The following is a 16,922-nucleotide window of genomic DNA, read 5'->3' as shown; positions in this document are numbered from 1 at the left end:
CGTCATTTTCGTTCTTTACAGCGTGAAATCGTTAATGCTTGAAAAAACTGCCCCAGTGCAATATAGTAGAGGCAAGATAGTCTTGTTAATTTTACAGCTTTAATGCTTTAAAGCCAGTTTTGGATAATGCTTAATCCGTGAAGATGATGCTGACCAAACTTTTTAGGGGATGATTTACGATGCAGCTTAAGAAGCTAAACGATAAAAGTATTGACCAACTATTCGAAGCCATTTTGACACTTAAAAATATGGAAGAATGCTATGTCTTCTTCGACGATCTGTGCACCGTGAACGAGATTCAGTCGCTGTCACAGCGTCTTGAGGTCGCGCGTATGCTGGGCAAGGGTTCTACATACAATCAGATCGAAGCCGAGACCGGAGCAAGCACAGCCACCATCTCCCGGGTGAAGCGCTGCCTCAATTATGGCAACGACGGCTACAAAATGACGCTGGAACGTCTGGGGCGCTAACATCATGAAGCCGGGCGTCCTAATTATCAGTCACGGCTCCCGGGATACAGCCTGGGTGGAGATTGTCGATGAAGCAGTGAACCATTTATCGCTTGGAGAGGCGCTGCCTGTGGCAGTGTCTTTTCTGGAGCTGGTGGAAGGCCGCCTGATTCAGGACGGAATAAATGAGCTTGAACATGCAGGGGTCACAGACATTGTTGTGGTCCCCTTGTTTGTTTCATCGGGCAGTACGCATATAGATGAAATAGCATATGCACTGGGTGCGAAGCCTGCGCCGGAGCGCGAGACCGATCTTGAGCCGTTCGCCGTGCAGGCGAATATTCACTTCGGTTATCCGGTTGACGACGACCCGGATATTGCCGTCATGCTCTGGGACAAGCTGCGCGAGCTGTCAGTCCGCCCGGAGCGGGAGATGATCCTGCTCGTCGGCCACGGCAGCAAGCATGACGGCTTCCGCCAGCGCTGGGAAGCGGGCATCTCCTCCCTTGCTGAGCGGGTGCGGGCTGTCAGCGGTGTAGCAGCGGCAGATTACGGCCTGCTGAGCGTCGGGACGGTGCGGGAGCGGGCGGAATACTGGATAGGGCAGGGCTACGATGTGCTGGTGGCTCCGCTCTTTTTGAGTGAGGGGTATTTCACCAAGGTAGTTCTTCCGGGACAGCTTGAAGGACTTGCGTATGCCTATAACGGAAGGACGCTGCTGCCGCATCCGCTGCTGCCGCACTGGATCGAACAGCAGGTGAGTGTGATGCTGGAGCAGGTGCGCGGGCAGTAAAGTGACACTTTTTTTGGAATGAAACCTGGTACTGCCGCATAGATATATTTAGATAGCCTGCTGATGAAGATGATTGATATAGCAAAAAAGTTTGGCTGCTTCGCCTCCAACATTGCTTGTAGGGTGCGGAATTGGGTATAATCAGTAAGGTTATCTATTTCTAATACACAGGTGGCGTTCCGGTAATGAAAACTGCGAGATTGATTTATAATCCCACTTCTGGACGGGAAGAAATGAAAAGACGACTCGCCGACATTTTGGAGCGGCTGGATATTGGCGGCATCGAAGCCTCCTGCCATGCCACAACCGGGGAAGGCGATGCTACGGCGGCAGCGGCTGAGGCCGTTGAACGCGGTACCTATGATCTGATCATAGCAGCCGGCGGCGACGGAACCTTAAACGAGGTCATCAACGGGATGGCAGAGAAGCCTAACCGGCCTCCGCTCGGTGTAATGCCGCTGGGTACGACCAATGATTTTGCCCGGGCGATGGGCATTCCGAAGAACTGGGAGGATTCCTGCGATCTGATTCTGCGCCAGGAGTCGCGCCTAATTGACCTCGGCAAAGCCAACGACCGTTATTTCATTAATATAGCCGGCGGCGGACGCCTGACCGAGCTGACATACGAGGTTCCAAGCAGACTGAAGACGATGATGGGCCAGCTTGCTTACTACCTGAAGGGTATCGAGAAAATGGCCAGCCTGTCGCCCCAGGAGCTCTACATCCGCGCGAACGGCCAGGAGCTGATCCATGACGAGTTCATGCTGTTCCTGATCGCCAACACCAACTCCGTCGGCGGCTTCGAGAAGCTCGCTCCGGATGCCCGGATCGACGACGGCCTGTTCGACGTTATTGCGGTCAAGAAATGTAACCTTGCCGAGTTCATCCGCCTGGTCACTCTGGCCATCCGCGGGGAGCACCTGCAGGACAAGAAAGTCGTGTACTTCCGTACCGACGCAATGGAGGTTACCTCCCCGGGCTACGTCCAGCTGAACCTGGATGGTGAGCTTGGCGGCACCCTGCCGGGCAGGTTCGAGATTCTGCCGCAGCATCTGCGGATCTTTGCCCAGAATCACTAAGGCAATGGATTGTTAAAGAGCGAGAGAAGATAAAGCTCCACTTGATTCGTGCGGTGGCCCGCCGGGTCAGCTGGAGCTTTTGTAATGTGAATAACACGGTTTGAACCGGTGGATGATACGATAAATATAAGGTTAATTATTAGCATCATTAATAGTGAAGATCATGAAAGAAGTGAGTATATAACAATGAGTAAACACCGCAGCGGACGCCGGGGTGGCAGCCGGGAAGCTTCGGCGCCTGCCGCCGATCTGCCAGTGAACAAGAATGACGAGGTTATGCTCGATATCATCGGCATGACCCATGAAGGCGAAGGGGTAGGCCGGGTGGATGGCTTTACCCTCTTTGTGCAGGGCGCCCTGCCCGGTGAGAAGGTGCAGGCCAAGGTCCTTAAGACCAAGAAGCAATACGGCTATGCCAAGCTGCTCAAGCTCGTACAGGCGAGCAGCGACCGCATCGCGCCGCCCTGCGATATCTACGACCAGTGCGGCGGCTGCCAGCTGCAGCACATGGACTACACCGCCCAGCTGGCTTGGAAACGCCAGCTAGTGGTGGACAACCTGCAGCGGATCGGGAAGCTGCAGGTTGCGGGAGCGCCGGGTAGAGGCGCTATAGCCGGAAGCGGCGGGGCGGAAGGAGCTGCAGAGGCGGCGAAGCGGGCTGAGGGAGCGGGTGCGAGTGAAAGTGCAGAGGCAAGTGCCGGGGAGGCGCAGGCTGACGGCATCATCGTCCGCCCAACCCTGGGCATGGACGAGCCTTGGCGCTACCGCAACAAGGCCCAGGTGCCGATTGGCGTCACCGAAGGCGGCCTGGTCGGCGGCTTCTACGCCCGCGCAGCCACCGGATCGTCGATATGGAGACATGCCTGATTCAGCATGAGCATAACGACAGCGTCGTAGCTGCGGTCAAAGGCATCGGCAGAGAGCTCGGTATCTCTGCGTATAATGAAGAAACCAGCCGCGGCCTGCTCCGCCACGTCGTCGTCAAGAAAGCCTTCCGTACCGGTGAGATGATGCTCGTCCTCGTAACCAATGGACGCGACATCCCGCACCTTGACGCCTGGCTCGGCAGCATCCGCGAGCAGCTGCCGGATGTAGTCAGCATCTGCCAGAATGTGAATACCCAGCGTACGAACGTTATCTTCGGTAACGAAACCCGTGTCCTGTGGGGCAGAGACGTGATCTACGATTACATCGGCGATGTACAATTCGCGATCTCAGCGCGTTCCTTCTATCAGGTGAACCCGGCACAGACCGAGGTGCTGTACGGCAAAACCGTAGAATACGCGGGACTGACCGGAAACGAGACGGTTATCGATGCCTACTGCGGCATCGGGACGATCTCCCTGTTCCTGGCCCAGCATGCGGCTAAGGTATACGGCGTAGAGATTGTGCCGGAAGCGATTGAAGATGCGCGTGGAAACGCGAAGCTTAATAATATGAACAATGTAGTGTTCGAGGTAGGGGCGTCCGAGGACGTCATTCCCAACTGGAAAGAACAGGGCGTCACGCCGGACGTAATCGTCGTCGATCCGCCGCGTAAGGGCTGCGACCCGCGTCTGCTGGATACGATCCTGCAGATGCAGCCGGAACGCGTAGTGTATGTGTCGTGTAATCCGTCGACACTGGCAAGGGACTTGCGGGTGCTGGAGGATGGCGGGTACAAGACGGTGGAGGTTACACCGGTGGATATGTTCCCGCATACGACACATATAGAATCAGTCGCTTTACTGGAGCTGAAATAGTACAGTGGTGGGAAGCCTTGTGTATCAAGGGTTTTTACGATGATACAGCTGCGTGGAAGTTAGTGGGACAGTGAGTGTAATCGCTAGCTGATGTGAATTTGATGTGAAAAACCTAAATAATCGCCAGTAAATAAATATAATTCGACATAAAAGAAAGCAAGAAGGCGCTCGGGAATTACTCCTGAAGCGTCTTTATTTTTTGGCTGTTCCCCTTTTTGGAAAACAGTGAGTCTAGCTTATCAGCTGCAGCCTGGTCCGCAGACTGGAGCGCATGGCCGTAAATATTCATCGTTGTAGTGATATTCCCATGGCCCAGCCGCTCCGAAATGATCTTGGCGTGAACCCCCTGGTTAATGAGCAGCGTGGCCGAGGTATGGCGCAGATCGTGGAAGCGGATATAGCGCAGGTTATTCTTCTGGATGAATTGCCGGAACCAGAGATAAGGGCGCTCATGGTGGAACGGCGATCCGTCCGCATGGCAGAACATGAAATGCCATTCCCGGCCCTCACGATCCCTGCCGTTCCAGGCATCGCCCAGCTTGTCCCGCTCCTTTACCCTATGGGCATAATAGTCTCGCAGCTCCTCCAGCACAGAGGCCGGCAGCGTAACCTTACGTTTGGAGTTCTTGGTCTTCGGCTCCTTGACGATGATTTCGCCTTTAAGAGCTTGAACAAGCGTCTGGCTTACGTCAATAGTGCCGGTTCTCCAGTCTACATGCCTCCACTCCAGTCCCAGCAGTTCGCCGCGCCGCATACCGGTAGTCAAGGCTAGCGTAACCAGCATACGCCAGTGGATAGGCTCCTTTTCAATCGCTTGAAGCAGCAGCTGTACCTCTTGCTCATCATAAGGGACAATTTCCTTGCTGGTGACCTTCGGCTTTTGCACGGCAGCCACAGGGTTACTCTTGATGATCTTCCATTCAACGGCACGGGAGAAGATGTTCTTCAGAACCCGATGGTTGATCTGGACCGTACCAGAGGCTAGCCCGCCGCTTTTCTTATCCCCCCTGCCGCCATCCTGGCTGAGCGATTCAAGGAAGTCCACGATATGGAGCGGCTTCACATCCTCTAGCTTCATGTGGCCGAAGGTCGGCAAGATCCGTGTCTTCAGGTGGGACTCATACGCTTTGAGGGTCTTATGCTCCAGCTGCTTCGCGGCGTATTTCGTCCGCCACTCCTCAACAAAATCCGAGATGGTCATCTTCTGCGGAGCGATGTACTCCCCTGCCTGAACCTCCTCCCGGAACTTTGAATACTCCATATCCAAGTGATCCTGTAGCCGTTTCTTTGTCTTCAGTAGGGCTTCATCTGTTATGGTCAATGTCTTGGTCCGGCGGCCGTATTTGCCGTTGGCCTGGACGCCGGTATAGACGGTGAAGCACCAGCTATTGTCCCCGCGTTTTTGAATGTTTGCCATTGTTGGTGTGCTCCTTTCGATAAATGAAGGGGGTGGGTTAGCCCCACATCCTTAGTATTCGGCCAGCCATTGCTCAAGGAAGGCCCGTGTCTCTTGAGCTGGGTAATACCACTTTCCTCTGACCTTGCGCTTCGGAAAGCGCGGATCGAAAAAGAATGTAGCCTGAATAGTGCTCCAGCTCATGCAGGTTCGCCTTCGCAATTCAGCTGAATCCCAGAAAACTAAATCAGCGTCAAACTCCTTAATTCTCTCGGCGATTTGCTGCCGGCAGATCTGCTCCATTTTGACCTTGTCTATGTTCACGGTTAAATCAAGCATCGGCATTCACATCCTTGAATTTAGTGGGAATGTATGTTCGTTTGAAAGGTTATGTATAATAAAGCTGCCAAAGCGGCGCTTTTTAAAACAGTATGTTATTCAGCCTGTGGATCTGCTGGTGGGAGTTGATATTCGGGGAAGAGTGCTTTCAGCATGTCCAGGATGCGCTGCTTGTCCTGATCCAGGAGGGGGTGGTTGTTATACGTTACAAAGTTGCACTTAATATATTGAACAATATCAGTATTGTTGGATTCCTTTTTTTCTGCGTAGATTTTTCTGGACCCCCTATATTCAGTGTTCAGAACATTGTCTAGCGTATTAAGCAATGTTTCAATTTGACTCGAGTCAGAACGTTTCCCAATAGTTGATTTATATGAATCACCATCACCTTCAAGATACCAAAGCATCGTTTTAAGCTCAGAAATTGTTACGTCATTACCATTAGCTCCTGCAATTAACATTTCCTCGAAATTCCTAATGTAAGATTTTACTGATTCGATATTTGTTTGGTTCTTCGCCGCTGTTGTAATGTTTAAGATCTGCTCAACAATCATTTGAGCAGCAAAAGATACTTTTTCACCTTTTACCGTGTTTTCGTCGTTATGCCCCGCTTTAATCATTAATTCAGAAAAGGAAATGTTTAAACTCTCAGCGATTTTTTTCAATACTTCCGGATCGAGTACTCCTCTTCGTCCATTCTCTATATTAGATAAATAAGATTTAGATAATCCGATTTTCCTTCCAAGTTGCTGTAAAGTATACCCCGCTGATACTCTTTTAGCTCGTAGGTACTCTCCAAAGTCATTTGAATCCACTAAAATCCCTCACTTTTTTTAAACTCATCTTATCAGAGTATTCATATGGAATACAATATAAAAAATAAATAAAATAGTTGCCTAAATGAATACTTGATGATAAAGTATTCACGGGGAATACATTTTCTTTTTGAAAACTTTTTGAGGAGAGGTTACCAAATGAAAGCCTTTGTTAAAACGGAAAGGTTGGCGGAATTAATGTTTCGCCGCGGTTGGTCCCGTAGACAACTGGCTAAAAATGCAGGGATAGGTGAGGTGACCGCTCAGCAAATTTGTAGCGGTACTCGTAATCCGAGCCCTCCTGTGGCCAAGAAGTTAACGGATGCCTTTGGCGTAGATTTCTCGGAATTATTCGAGCTGGAGACTGCCAACAGATCTGAGTAGGGGGCGTAGGTGATGAGATTCTTCGGAACTTATCGGGATGGCCGGCTTTGGGTCCGCACGGTGCGGGGCAATCTGATTGCACTAGAGTTACTGGCCCGAACTTATCCATTATGTAGCTTTGACAGGAAATAAATCATTTATACCAAGAGAGGAGGTCAATAGCTTTGAATGAACTGGAGTACACAGCCGCACAGCGGCGCCGGGAACTGGAACAGAAGCATTTTCCACAAGGGATGAAGCCTGGCATGATTGCATTGCTGGATGAGGTAGAGCAGCTTCTGATTAAAGCCTACCATGCAGGCCAGCAAGAGTCAGAGCAGTTATCAGTGCAGGGGTGGAGCAATCAGTCAGCCGCTGGTTATGCGATCATGGCGGCTGAGGGTGCGGGATTCACAGAAAGACAGATTCAAGCATTGGTGAACAGACTTCATAACCGCTTCGACATGATTACTCTGGAAAAGGCGGCGGATCACTATTGTAGGTCGGCATATTAAGGAAGGAGTAACAGTCTTGCAGAATACGAGAAAACAAGCTATTCACCAAGCCATTACAGGTCCGCATGGGAGCCAGCTTCTGGCGCTGGCCAGGGAGCAATTGCAACTGGCAAGAGAATTGCCGCCGGAGCCTGCGCCCGGGGTGCTGGAATCAGGTAGGTATCCGCATGCAGATGCCAGAGAAATTATATTAGCCCGCATCGAAGTTCTAAGGCAAGAGCAGACAGTAATCATTAATCAGTTTGAAGGCGGTGGGCGGTTTGGCAGATAAATTGAACGAACAGCAGATTAAGGGTAAAGCGGCAACCCTTCGGGAGCGGCTCGGCGGATCAATCTTTGGATTTCCAATTCATGACGATAACCCGCATTCTCCATATGCAGTGGTTGTGTACGCTGCAGGTCATTACCACGTTTATCCGGAAGCGAAGGATATTTCCTTTGCAGCGCTTGGTGTGAAGACCATTCTTGAACAACTCCAGAAAAGAGGGCTGGCAGTCAATTATACGGATGCAGTGCGGCTGATCTCTTATGAAGCCCAGATCAATGCACCCGATGTTACAATGCGTCGTCTCCGTGATAGCCAGGTCGACTACAGCGCAACGGAGGATGGCACCGAACTGATTAACGGAAGAGGCGCTCTGAAGATGGCCTATTTTGGAATGGTAGATGATAAGAATCCAAAGTGCGGTCAGCTCATGGAACAATATTACAAGTTGCTTGCCTCGCGCAGGTATGGCAAAACGGCAGCTGCAATTAAGCAGGAAGTGCGGAAGATGAACAGGGATCAGGCTGCTGGCTGGATTGAGAGAACCTATGCGAAGTATTTCAAGGGCGAGGATATCACGATTCTTGAGCTGTTCCAGAGCTTGTAGGAGGTGGTTGTCAGTGGATTTGTGGACAGTAGAAAATACAAATCGCCCTAACGCAGAATCCTTGGCCGGGTCGCGTTAAGACGATCAACATTAAAACTATGGGTGCTCTTGCTGCAATTATATCGTTCTTGGTATGAGGCGGTCAAGAGTGAGAGCCCGATCTCAGGAGGAATCAACATGTCAACAATCTTACCAAAAACAGAATCGAAGATAGAGTACCTGGCTTCGAGCTTCACAAGAATTATTGCAAATGGAAAGCTACCTGCGCTGTTCAAGCTTGTTATGGCTGAAGGCCGGTACATTCTTGATGATGACAACTATGATTCCGTTGGCCAGAAGAAATATGTCCTGAATACCACATTGGGTGAAACGAAGCAAGCTTTGGCTATTGCTGTCAAACGTTCGATCCGCTGCTGCGGCTTCCCACAAGAGGTCCGGGGTGGATATGACCGTAAGACGGGTCATCATTCGTTGCTGGTTCGCTGTAACCATTGTGGCTACTCATTGTATATGGAAGAGCAGAGAGAGCCTAGATACGTTCCGGGGCAGCTGAACAGTCTAGCTGCATTTGCGCCGAAGAGGAAAGCGCCAGTTGCTATCACGCTGCGTATGGCCCGGGAACGGGCGGGGTACACCGAAGTGGCAGCTGCCAAACTATTGGGGATCAAAACCAAGAGGCTGAGGGAGCTGGAACTGGACTGTAGTAAGACCCGCTCCGATCTGGCAGAGAGTTTTTGTGAATTGTACCGCTGCTTCTCGTTGGATCAGATTCATTGGGGCCGGGAGGACGCATACAAGCAGAAAGGAGAAGTGAGCCATGCATGAAACACATCAGGCACCAGTACAGCGCCAGACTCTTACTGTGAAGGAAGCAGCGGAACTGATTGGAGTATCAACCACAACCATTTACGCAATGGTACGGCAGGGACAGATTCCCGCCACGAAAGTCCGCGCAAGGATTCTCTTTCACAGGTCTCTTCTGGAAGAATGGCTGCGGAGCGGCGGGGTGACCGCATGAATGAGCAGCAGAGAAAGTCATTGAGTGAACTGGCGCTATTGTCTGGCTGGAAACATCAAATCATAAACGAGGCGCTCGCTCTTTTGAATGATCAATGCTACGCGCGCGAAAAAGCAGCGCAGAAGCTGCTGGAAGTCGTAGCTGATATGGGTGACAGTGAGCAGGCTTGCTTATCCGCTGTGGTTGAAGCCGGGATTGTGAAAGATCATTAAGGACTGAAAGGAGCTGAAGCGATTGAAGATGGTTAAATTTTCACTCATAAGCTTTCAAGGGAAAATCATAAATAACTGGTCTGTTCCGTATGCTCGCCGCCATGCTGCACTTGATATGGCAATGGACCGGGCGGAGGAAGAAGGGCATGCAGGAGTGCTTTGGGCAGTCTTCAACAACGGGAAGACACGAGATTTTGCATTTGATTCGCATGATCCAAAAGCAATTTCGATATTCGCTGCTCAATTGCAGCGTTTATGACCCAGCGGGGAACGTTTGATATTGATCGCTTCTTGCGGGAGCAGAAGAAGGAAGGTGCGGCGAATGCAGAAGCGGGACGCGGCCGGGCAAGGTATCAAGCCAGTCATTCATGAAGCGGAGCTACCGATAAGTTTTGGAAGAAATGCTACAGATGCCAACTGGAAAGTGGAGTATCTGAAATGGCCGGATTTTGTAGATCGGTTGCGAATCGCTCGGCGCACGAATGAAACGATGAAGCAGTACGACAAGATGAGCCGCGAAGAGAAAGGGGCGGTTAAAAACGGTCCCGCCTTCGTGGGCGGCCTTGTCCGAAGCGGCCGGCGCCGCAAGGAAAACGTAGATGTGCGGAGCCTAATTACTCTGGATGTAGATGCTCCGGATGAACATTTCCTTTTGACGGTGGATCTGATGATTGGTGGCTATGCGTACGTGGTTTATTCCACGCACAGTCACGTCCTGGGAAGCCGAAGTACCGCCTAATCATTCTAATGGATAGAGAAATGACACCGGACGAATGCTCAGCAGCTTCAAGAATGATCGCGTCTATTATTGGGATGAATCATTTCGACAAAACCACATTTGATGTCAATCGGCTGATGTACTTGCCGTCTTGCTCCAAAGATGCAGAGCCCGTATTCGTGGAATCGGAGGGGGCTTCGTTTGGAGTGGATCACGTGCTGGGGATGTACAAAACAGATTGGACAGATCCTGCCAACTGGCCAAAACACCCCGGCGAGACGCCTTCCCGCTTCACTGGTCGGCAGCCGCAGGATCCCAGAGCCAAGCGGAACATCGTTGGGCAGTTCTGCCGGGTTTATTCCATCGAAGCTACAATTAACGAATTTCTGCCTGAAATATATGTAACGGGCAGCATGACAAACCGCTTTACCTACACACAGGGCAGCAGCGGGAATGGATTGGAGGTTTTCCCGGATCAGGAGTTGGCGTATTCACACCAGGACAGTGATCCGGTAGCCGATGGTCATAGCCACAATGCTTTTGATCTTGTCCGGATTCATCTCTTCGGCCACTTGGACGAGGATGCCCCCGAGGGACAGGAGGTGGATCAGAAGCCCAGCTATTTAGAGATGGTCAAGTTTGCCCATAGCCTTGATGATGTTCAGCGATTAATCCAGGAAGAAGCTACAGCTGAGATTCAGGAAGCCTTCGGTAATGATCCGGATTTTGAGACTGGCGCAGACCCGAGCGTAGAGACAGCAATAGATTTAGCTGGCATTAAGATTCCGCTAGGATTTGAGGTCATAGATGGCAAGCTATTTGAAGTCAAGACTCTGAAAAGCGGCGAGGTGAGGAAGGTTGGTGTCTGTGAGAGTCTGGTTGCCGTCACGGGGCGATACACGAATCTGACAGATCACACGCAGGGGCTAGAGGTCTCATGGGTGAGCAATAGGGGGACGAAATCTGTTTCCGATACCCGCAGCACATTCGCCGATTCTAAGAAGCTCATTAATCTATCGGACTATGGGCTGCCGGTGCATTCGGAGAACGCCCGGAAGTTGGCGGCCTATATCAGCCGCTTTGAATCGGAGAACGCAGACCGGTTGGTTACCAGAAAAGTCAGTAATCAGCTCGGGTGGATCGGTGGCGGGTTCCTGCTTGGTGAGCGCTTCATTGGCGAAGGGGATATTCAGTTCATGCCGAAAGATGCGGGGGATGGCCAAACAGCACGAGGTTTTCATATCAAGGGAGAGCTGAAAGGAACGCTACTGGCATTAGAGCGAATCAAGCCTTTCCCCGCGGTTAAAATGGCAGTCTATGCCGCGCTGTCGGCGCCGCTGCTGAGTCTTTGGGGCGAGAGCCCTTATATATTCGAGCTGGCAGGCAGCACATCCAGAGGGAAGACCACTGCGCTGAGAATTGCAGCCAGTCTCTTTGGAAGTCCGGATGAAACCAAGCCAGGAATCTTCAGGCAGTGGAACATGACGAAGGTAGCCATTGAGCGGTACGCGTCCACTATGAATAATTTACCGCTCTTCCTGGACGACACGAAGAAGACGGACGAGAGGACAGCGCGTCCAATTGTCTACCAGTTCAGCAGCGGGCAGGGAAAGGGCAGAGGATCATTGAAAGGCACTCAGGCAAGCGCTGGCTGGCAGACGGTGATGCTCTCAACCGGTGAGCAGAGAGTTACGAGCTTCGCCAAGGACGGCGGCAGCGTGGGCCGTGTGCTGTCACTGGAGGGCTCTCCATTTGTTACAGCGGATATTGAGGCCGCCCGGCTGGTCCAGGAGCTGAACAAGCTGGTAGGCGAGAACTACGGCCATATGGCGGAGCCGTGGATTCGCTTCTTGCAGGCATCTGATATGACTCATTGGAAGAAGCAGTTCAGCGCAGCTTGCGAACGGTATCTACAGATCAGTCGAACTGCAGGAGAAGTGGCCATGCGGTTGTCGCGGATCATGGCGCTGGTTGATGTGACTGGCCAGATGTTCGATGCCTGCTTTGGACAGGGGCTATATGCGGCTACTGATCTTGAGAAATCGTGGATGGATGTTACCGAGGGCTCTCCAGAGCTGGACCGGGCAGAGGAGGCCCTGGAGTCTGTAATGAGCTGGGTGACCACAAATAATAGGCAGTTCATCATTAATGGGGGCGGGCAGCCGTTCCAAGGTAGGCTGTTCGGTGAAATCAAGGAAGATGAACTTTTTGTAATTGATAATTTGCTTGATGAGCATTTGCAGTCTCGCGGATATGAGCCCCAATCCATAGCCAAAGCTTGGAAGGGTAAGGGATGGACCAAGACTGCGCTCCAGCGGACAAAGCTACGCCGCAGATTGGGGGGAGGGAATCCTTGGACATACTGTTTTGATCTTACCAAGCTTGAATGGTCTTTTGATGTAAAAGATAGATTCGCTGAATTTGGGGATTCATAGTTCTCAGTGTTCCCACTGCCCAGCAAGGCACTGAGAACAGGAAAACTCTTGCTGCAAAAGGGTATTTGAAATCTTGTTCTCAGTGTTCTCAGTGTTCTCAGCATAAATACAATATGTGCACATAAGAGAAATCAGCTTATCCTAATCTCTCTTTTTTCATATAGGGGTGTATGTTTTTCAGACTGAGAACATGAGAACAAATCCGAAAAACCTTGTGGCATAAGGGTTTTCACTGAGAACAGCCAGGTGAGTCTACGAGAACAACCGGGAACATTTCGATTAAGTACGGCGGGGCTACTGCAAGTAAGGTGAATCTGGGAGGGAGGTGAGCAGTAAATTATGAGCAAACGACTGAATCAGGAAGTGAAGCAGACGATTGATGAGCTTTGGGAGCGTGGTATGGATGCTTCCCTGCTGAGCCGTCAGATTGAGAACATCATTGATGACCGCTGGCCGCATTATGAAGCGGAACGTGACTGGCGGGATGTCGCGGAGCGGCTTGGATTGATGTAGTGAGACAAACGGCTATATGAAGGGAGTTGGTATTTATGGCATTGACGGCCAAACAGAAGCTTTTTGCAACAGAGTACTTGGTCGATCTCAACGCCACTCAGGCTGCGATTCGTGCCGGATATAGTGCAAAAACAGCCGGATCTGTCGGTCAGGAGAACCTGACAAAACCTGAAATAAAAATCGCTATAAAGAAAGCTATGGATAAGCGTTCCGAGCGTACGGAGATCACAGCAGATATGGTGCTTCAACATTGGCGAGAAGTAGCCACAGCGGATCCCAACGAGATTATCCAGCACAGGCGCGTCTGTTGCCGTCACTGCTTTGGCAGGAATCACGAATATCAATGGGTAGATGCTGAGGAGTACGAGCGAGCGGTGAATGCGGCCAAGGCCATAGCGAAGAAAGGTAAGTCGCCTGCGTTACCCTCTGATGTTGGAGGTTATGGTTTTGACCCAATCATAAGGCCGTATCCGAAATGCCCGCAATGCCATGGTGAGGGGCATGGTCAGCTCCATGTGGCGGATACGCGGGATCTGAGTCCGGGAGCAAGGGCTTTGTACGCCGGTGCGAAATATACAGCGAATGGTCTGGAGATCAAGTTGAATGACCAGGAGCAGGCATGGGATCGGATTGCCCGGCACTTGGTATGTACAAGGATGAGCTGAAGCTGAAGGGCGAGTTAACAGTCAAAAAACTGGAGGATCTGATGTGAGAATACGACAATAGAATGGAAGTGGTGCATAAATGAGCTTGGTAACGGTTATAGCGACCGAACGTTTCCTTTCCGTGGTAACGGATGGAAGGGAAATGAGAAATGGTGAGGTAGTAGGAGAGAATTACCCAAAGTGCAAACAGTTCTCTAATGTACTTATTACTTATGCAGGGGTGAAGCAGCCTGCGGAAATCATTATTTCATTACTTGAAAAAGAAGGGATACTGGAGAGAGGGAATCTTGCAGAAATAGCGGGATTCGTTAATGTTTTGTTCCATACCCCAGAATTGTCTTCTTTTACTCTCTTGTTTGCTGTTGGGGGAATTGATCCGCAGGGACAGATATCGTTCTATACGATTGATTCCAAAAATAAAAATTTTACCCAGAACATACCTGTGAATGGGAAAACTAGCTTCGCAGTCCTTGGTAATCAAGAAGCAGCTAACAACCTACAAAAGAGGCTGAGGAATACTAAAGGTGCTCTTTCTTTAGTTGAAGCACAGCGTATTCAGTCTGAGTTGAATGGACAAATTTCAAAACGAAACATCGGTGTGAATAACACACTCTTCAAATTTTCCATTGATAAAAGCTAAAGATAGAGGAGATGACGTCATGGTAAGTTTAAATTTAAGCAGTATTAACCAGAATGAGCCGGACCTGAAATCCCTGGTCAACCAGTTGTTAAATGCCTACAATAAATTGACAAAAGAGCTGCTCTTTGTACTGAATAATTTGGATACAAGGAACATCAATGAGATCCATGCTGAAAAACTGGTCGCGCTCAGTATTGAAACAGAGAAGCTGGCGGCAGGAGCTGTTACGGCAGAAAAAATAACTGTGGGGGAATTGTCAGCGATCTCGGCCGATCTTGGACACATAACGGCAGGGTTGATTGAGTCGATAAAAATATTCGGTTCATACATTGCCACTCGTGATGGGGCGTTCCCACGCTGTGAGATGTCCAACACGGGTAATGTCTTTGCAGCGTATACCAACGCTAACAATAAAATCGCCATTGATCCCAATTATGCAGGCGTTCCAGCGCTGGACTTTTACATGAATGGAGCAGTTAAAGGAAAGCTGGATACGATCTCATCAATTATGGAGCTGGTAGGTAACGGCGGCCTGCTGCTGTATGCCAATGGTGGGAATTTAGAGTTGAATGCCTCTACTGGATTTGTGAGCGTGCCGACATGGTACAAATTGTTGAATGATAATACGGATAGAACCTTGGGTGAAGAATTATCTGAGATATACGATAGATTAGAAGCTTTGGAAGGTGGAGCTTAACGGATTGCTGATGCTGTGGTATATTGGTGAAAATTGGATGAGAAGGGGATTGCTTTGAAAAAATACATTTTCGGATTCCTTGTCGGAGCTATTTTCACTGTTTCTACCACGGCCTTTGCAGATGATATTAAGAGCCTTGTCGGAAAGGCTATCCAAGGAGAAGCGCCGGTTATTGTAGATGGCCAGCAGCTGGACACAGCTATAATCGTTGACGGAAAGAGCTATGCACCGGTCCGGGTGATCGGCGAGGCTGCCGGTTACTCTGTATCGGTTGATGGGAAGAAGATCATTTTGAAATCGGAGGTAAAAGACACGATGAAAACAACCAGCGAGAATTTGGATAAGCCTCGAACTCTTGAGGATGTAACGACTGTTATTACAAGAACTCAAGAGAAAATCGAACGATACAAGGAAGCAATCCAACTTTATGAGCTGAACGCTCAGCCTCCAAGACGGAAGAGGCCAAGGAGAACAATCAGCAAATGCTTGATTCGTATAAAAAGCAGCTCGCCGAAGCTGAACAGAAATTGGTTGACCTGGAGAAACAAAAGGCAGAGCTGGAAAGTAAATAATATGTAAGCTGATGGGCCCTCTTCGGAGGGCTCTTTTCATTCAACCATAAAGGGGCTTGATACCATGACTACAACTGAGTTTATTGATGAGGTTAAGAATCGGATGATAGCTGAGCTACTGCCGGTTACCCAGGAAATTATGAACGAGAGATATGCGGATCGGATTAAGCGGGCGACTCTCTCCGCCGAAGAAGCCGCAGAGTATATCGGTATATCAAAGACGCTACTATACGCAATGGCTAAGGCGAGGAGCATTCCGTGGTTTCCTGTTGGTGCTCCGGGATCGCGAAAGCCCCAGATGCGTTTCAGGCTGGCTTCGCTTGATCGCTGGATGGATGAGCAGGAGCGGTTGAATTATGATGTGCCTGATAGCTGAAAACACGATATTGCTGCAAAGAACTTGTCAAAACCTGTTCTTCAGAAAGCTTCAGTCCTGGTGTCAGCACCCACAGGGTGATTAAATCAGGTCTGAAATCTATCTGTTTTGCCAATATTACATAATATGAGCTGTTTAATTTGGTGTTGTGTGAGGTGAAGTAAGGCCAAATGAAGAAAGCTGAAATCACAACGACAATTAAGCTGATCCCGCATCCGGAGCCGCAGCGGTTGGTAGATATATGGGCGCGGATCATCGTTAATGGGATTTTCAAACAGGAAGATGCTGCTGCTGGCGGTTCCTGCAATTTCTGCAGCCCAAAAGAAGATCGTGGCCTCTGATTCTCGAAGCTGTTAGCGAATGTTAGTATTGATAGGACTAATAGGGGGAGGGTTTCCGGCTTTTCTGTCTGGACTGGAAGAGCCGCTTTCCCGAGATTTCCAAGGCCCTAAGAAACGGTGGATATAATTGAGGCTATCCGTACCGACATCAAGCAAGAGCTTCGAAATGAGTTATTGGTCGAGCTCCAGCCTGAAATACAGCGGCAGCTGCGGGCTAATATCTTTGGCCTCCGGGAAGCGGCTGCATATCTGAAGGTATCCACCTAAATCGTCCAATGTGTGAGTAACCCCGAGGGTCTCCCGCATTTCAGGCAGTGTAAACAAATGTTCTTCAGACAGATCGCGCTGGATCGGTGGGTAGCCAAGCGGGAA

General features: G+C 50.2%; 23 protein-coding genes and 1 pseudogene. 21 read left to right on the top strand and 3 right to left on the bottom strand.

Features of this window, described 5'->3' with window-relative positions; genetic code table 11:
- Positions 1-179: 179 nt before the first annotated feature.
- The 4 genes and pseudogenes from AWJ19_RS18590 to rlmD all read left to right on the top strand — a co-directional run bounded on the left by AWJ19_RS18590 (position 180) and on the right by rlmD (position 4,063).
- Positions 180-470: a YerC/YecD family TrpR-related protein gene (locus AWJ19_RS18590; RefSeq protein WP_039869680.1), complete on the top strand. Its 291-nt coding sequence runs from the start codon at positions 180-182 to the stop codon at positions 468-470.
- Between the two features lies 1 nt (position 471).
- Complete coding sequence (locus tag AWJ19_RS18585) at positions 472-1,242, top strand: CbiX/SirB N-terminal domain-containing protein (RefSeq protein ID WP_068725983.1); 771 nt, start codon at positions 472-474, stop codon at positions 1,240-1,242.
- A 185-nt stretch (positions 1,243-1,427) separates the two neighbouring features.
- Positions 1,428-2,321 carry a diacylglycerol kinase gene (locus AWJ19_RS18580; protein ID WP_068725980.1) on the top strand — a complete coding sequence of 298 codons (894 nt, stop codon included), beginning with the start codon at positions 1,428-1,430 and terminating at the stop codon, positions 2,319-2,321.
- Between the two features lie 186 nt (positions 2,322-2,507).
- Positions 2,508-4,063 (top strand): annotated as a pseudogene (rlmD, locus tag AWJ19_RS18575) (23S rRNA (uracil(1939)-C(5))-methyltransferase RlmD).
- Positions 4,064-4,238: 175 nt separating this feature from the next.
- On the opposite strand, the gene AWJ19_RS18570 reads toward rlmD, so the two are convergent.
- From AWJ19_RS18570 to AWJ19_RS18560, 3 genes are all read right to left on the bottom strand, one after another.
- A complete protein-coding gene (locus AWJ19_RS18570; RefSeq protein ID WP_068725978.1) occupies positions 4,239-5,480 on the bottom strand; it encodes a site-specific integrase in 1,242 nt (413 codons plus the stop codon).
- Between the two features lie 51 nt (positions 5,481-5,531).
- Positions 5,532-5,798 (bottom strand): group-specific protein, encoded by a 267-nt coding sequence (locus AWJ19_RS18565; RefSeq protein ID WP_068725977.1) that lies wholly within the window; start codon positions 5,796-5,798, stop codon positions 5,532-5,534.
- A gap of 95 nt (positions 5,799-5,893) precedes the next feature.
- Positions 5,894-6,613 carry a helix-turn-helix domain-containing protein gene (locus tag AWJ19_RS18560; protein WP_068725975.1) on the bottom strand — a complete coding sequence of 240 codons (720 nt, stop codon included), beginning with the start codon at positions 6,611-6,613 and terminating at the stop codon, positions 5,894-5,896.
- Between the two features lie 159 nt (positions 6,614-6,772).
- Here AWJ19_RS18560 and AWJ19_RS18555 point away from each other — a divergent pair, with 159 nt between their 5' ends.
- The 17 genes from AWJ19_RS18555 to AWJ19_RS35305 all read left to right on the top strand — a co-directional run bounded on the left by AWJ19_RS18555 (position 6,773) and on the right by AWJ19_RS35305 (position 16,550).
- Positions 6,773-6,997, top strand: coding sequence for a helix-turn-helix transcriptional regulator (locus tag AWJ19_RS18555; protein WP_068725973.1), 225 nt, complete (start codon positions 6,773-6,775; stop codon positions 6,995-6,997).
- 164 nt (positions 6,998-7,161) lie between these two features.
- Complete coding sequence (locus tag AWJ19_RS18550) at positions 7,162-7,491, top strand: hypothetical protein (RefSeq protein ID WP_068725972.1); 330 nt, start codon at positions 7,162-7,164, stop codon at positions 7,489-7,491.
- A 16-nt stretch (positions 7,492-7,507) separates the two neighbouring features.
- Positions 7,508-7,762: a hypothetical protein gene (locus AWJ19_RS18545; RefSeq protein WP_068725970.1), complete on the top strand. Its 255-nt coding sequence runs from the start codon at positions 7,508-7,510 to the stop codon at positions 7,760-7,762.
- Positions 7,752-8,363, top strand: a complete 612-nt coding sequence (locus AWJ19_RS18540; protein WP_068725968.1) for a hypothetical protein — start codon at positions 7,752-7,754, stop codon at positions 8,361-8,363. The genes AWJ19_RS18545 and AWJ19_RS18540 overlap by 11 nt, the downstream gene beginning before the upstream one ends.
- 177 nt (positions 8,364-8,540) lie before the next feature.
- Positions 8,541-9,188, top strand: a complete 648-nt coding sequence (locus tag AWJ19_RS18535; protein ID WP_068725966.1) for a hypothetical protein — start codon at positions 8,541-8,543, stop codon at positions 9,186-9,188.
- Complete coding sequence (locus AWJ19_RS18530) at positions 9,181-9,381, top strand: helix-turn-helix domain-containing protein (protein ID WP_068725965.1); 201 nt, start codon at positions 9,181-9,183, stop codon at positions 9,379-9,381. Before AWJ19_RS18535 ends, AWJ19_RS18530 begins: the two co-directional genes overlap by 8 nt.
- A complete protein-coding gene (locus AWJ19_RS18525; RefSeq protein ID WP_068725963.1) occupies positions 9,378-9,593 on the top strand; it encodes a hypothetical protein in 216 nt (71 codons plus the stop codon). Before AWJ19_RS18530 ends, AWJ19_RS18525 begins: the two co-directional genes overlap by 4 nt.
- Positions 9,594-9,615: 22 nt before the next feature.
- Positions 9,616-9,852, top strand: coding sequence for a hypothetical protein (locus AWJ19_RS18520; RefSeq protein ID WP_068725961.1), 237 nt, complete (start codon positions 9,616-9,618; stop codon positions 9,850-9,852).
- A gap of 63 nt (positions 9,853-9,915) precedes the next feature.
- Positions 9,916-10,332, top strand: coding sequence for a hypothetical protein (locus AWJ19_RS18515; protein ID WP_068725959.1), 417 nt, complete (start codon positions 9,916-9,918; stop codon positions 10,330-10,332).
- Between the two features lie 53 nt (positions 10,333-10,385).
- Positions 10,386-12,746 (top strand): DUF927 domain-containing protein, encoded by a 2,361-nt coding sequence (locus AWJ19_RS18510; RefSeq protein ID WP_068725957.1) that lies wholly within the window; start codon positions 10,386-10,388, stop codon positions 12,744-12,746.
- A gap of 339 nt (positions 12,747-13,085) precedes the next feature.
- Positions 13,086-13,259, top strand: a complete 174-nt coding sequence (locus AWJ19_RS35310) for a hypothetical protein (protein WP_157890046.1) — start codon at positions 13,086-13,088, stop codon at positions 13,257-13,259.
- A gap of 35 nt (positions 13,260-13,294) precedes the next feature.
- Complete coding sequence (locus AWJ19_RS18505) at positions 13,295-13,924, top strand: terminase small subunit (protein WP_198536599.1); 630 nt, start codon at positions 13,295-13,297, stop codon at positions 13,922-13,924.
- A 79-nt stretch (positions 13,925-14,003) separates the two neighbouring features.
- Positions 14,004-14,564: a hypothetical protein gene (locus tag AWJ19_RS18500; RefSeq protein WP_068725955.1), complete on the top strand. Its 561-nt coding sequence runs from the start codon at positions 14,004-14,006 to the stop codon at positions 14,562-14,564.
- A 19-nt stretch (positions 14,565-14,583) separates the two neighbouring features.
- Positions 14,584-15,261 carry a hypothetical protein gene (locus AWJ19_RS18495; RefSeq protein WP_068725954.1) on the top strand — a complete coding sequence of 226 codons (678 nt, stop codon included), beginning with the start codon at positions 14,584-14,586 and terminating at the stop codon, positions 15,259-15,261.
- 54 nt (positions 15,262-15,315) lie between these two features.
- Positions 15,316-15,840, top strand: coding sequence for a hypothetical protein (locus AWJ19_RS18490; protein ID WP_068725952.1), 525 nt, complete (start codon positions 15,316-15,318; stop codon positions 15,838-15,840).
- A gap of 57 nt (positions 15,841-15,897) precedes the next feature.
- Positions 15,898-16,209, top strand: coding sequence for a helix-turn-helix domain-containing protein (locus tag AWJ19_RS18485; RefSeq protein ID WP_198536598.1), 312 nt, complete (start codon positions 15,898-15,900; stop codon positions 16,207-16,209).
- Between the two features lie 170 nt (positions 16,210-16,379).
- Positions 16,380-16,550 carry a hypothetical protein gene (locus AWJ19_RS35305; protein ID WP_157890044.1) on the top strand — a complete coding sequence of 57 codons (171 nt, stop codon included), beginning with the start codon at positions 16,380-16,382 and terminating at the stop codon, positions 16,548-16,550.
- Positions 16,551-16,922: the final 372 nt, after the last annotated feature.

The sequence above is a fragment of the Paenibacillus sp. DMB5 genome (assembly GCF_001517085.1).
Taxonomy (GTDB): Bacteria; Bacillota; Bacilli; order Paenibacillales; family Paenibacillaceae; genus Paenibacillus_AQ.
The sequence above is the reverse complement of the archived record's forward strand: the minus strand, read 5'-3'. Positions and strand labels throughout refer to the sequence as shown.

What these genes read in the sequence shown, in the direction of transcription:
- AWJ19_RS18505 (WP_198536599.1), top strand. Translation starts at nt 13,295, where the DNA reads ATGGCATTGACGGCCAAACAGAAGCTTTTTGCAACAGAGTACTTGGTC.
- AWJ19_RS18590 (WP_039869680.1), top strand. Translation starts at nt 180, where the DNA reads ATGCAGCTTAAGAAGCTAAACGATAAAAGTATTGACCAACTATTCGAA.
- AWJ19_RS18510 (WP_068725957.1), top strand. Translation starts at nt 10,386, where the DNA reads ATGATCGCGTCTATTATTGGGATGAATCATTTCGACAAAACCACATTT.
- AWJ19_RS18495 (WP_068725954.1), top strand. Translation starts at nt 14,584, where the DNA reads ATGGTAAGTTTAAATTTAAGCAGTATTAACCAGAATGAGCCGGACCTG.
- AWJ19_RS18500 (WP_068725955.1), top strand. Translation starts at nt 14,004, where the DNA reads ATGAGCTTGGTAACGGTTATAGCGACCGAACGTTTCCTTTCCGTGGTA.
- AWJ19_RS18525 (WP_068725963.1), top strand. Translation starts at nt 9,378, where the DNA reads ATGAATGAGCAGCAGAGAAAGTCATTGAGTGAACTGGCGCTATTGTCT.
- AWJ19_RS35305 (WP_157890044.1), top strand. Translation starts at nt 16,380, where the DNA reads ATGAAGAAAGCTGAAATCACAACGACAATTAAGCTGATCCCGCATCCG.
- AWJ19_RS18570 (WP_068725978.1), bottom strand. Translation starts at nt 5,480, where the DNA reads ATGGCAAACATTCAAAAACGCGGGGACAATAGCTGGTGCTTCACCGTC.
- AWJ19_RS18555 (WP_068725973.1), top strand. Translation starts at nt 6,773, where the DNA reads ATGAAAGCCTTTGTTAAAACGGAAAGGTTGGCGGAATTAATGTTTCGC.
- AWJ19_RS18565 (WP_068725977.1), bottom strand. Translation starts at nt 5,798, where the DNA reads ATGCTTGATTTAACCGTGAACATAGACAAGGTCAAAATGGAGCAGATC.
- AWJ19_RS18530 (WP_068725965.1), top strand. Translation starts at nt 9,181, where the DNA reads ATGCATGAAACACATCAGGCACCAGTACAGCGCCAGACTCTTACTGTG.
- AWJ19_RS35310 (WP_157890046.1), top strand. Translation starts at nt 13,086, where the DNA reads ATGAGCAAACGACTGAATCAGGAAGTGAAGCAGACGATTGATGAGCTT.
- AWJ19_RS18485 (WP_198536598.1), top strand. Translation starts at nt 15,898, where the DNA reads ATGACTACAACTGAGTTTATTGATGAGGTTAAGAATCGGATGATAGCT.
- AWJ19_RS18580 (WP_068725980.1), top strand. Translation starts at nt 1,428, where the DNA reads ATGAAAACTGCGAGATTGATTTATAATCCCACTTCTGGACGGGAAGAA.
- AWJ19_RS18515 (WP_068725959.1), top strand. Translation starts at nt 9,916, where the DNA reads ATGCAGAAGCGGGACGCGGCCGGGCAAGGTATCAAGCCAGTCATTCAT.
- AWJ19_RS18535 (WP_068725966.1), top strand. Translation starts at nt 8,541, where the DNA reads ATGTCAACAATCTTACCAAAAACAGAATCGAAGATAGAGTACCTGGCT.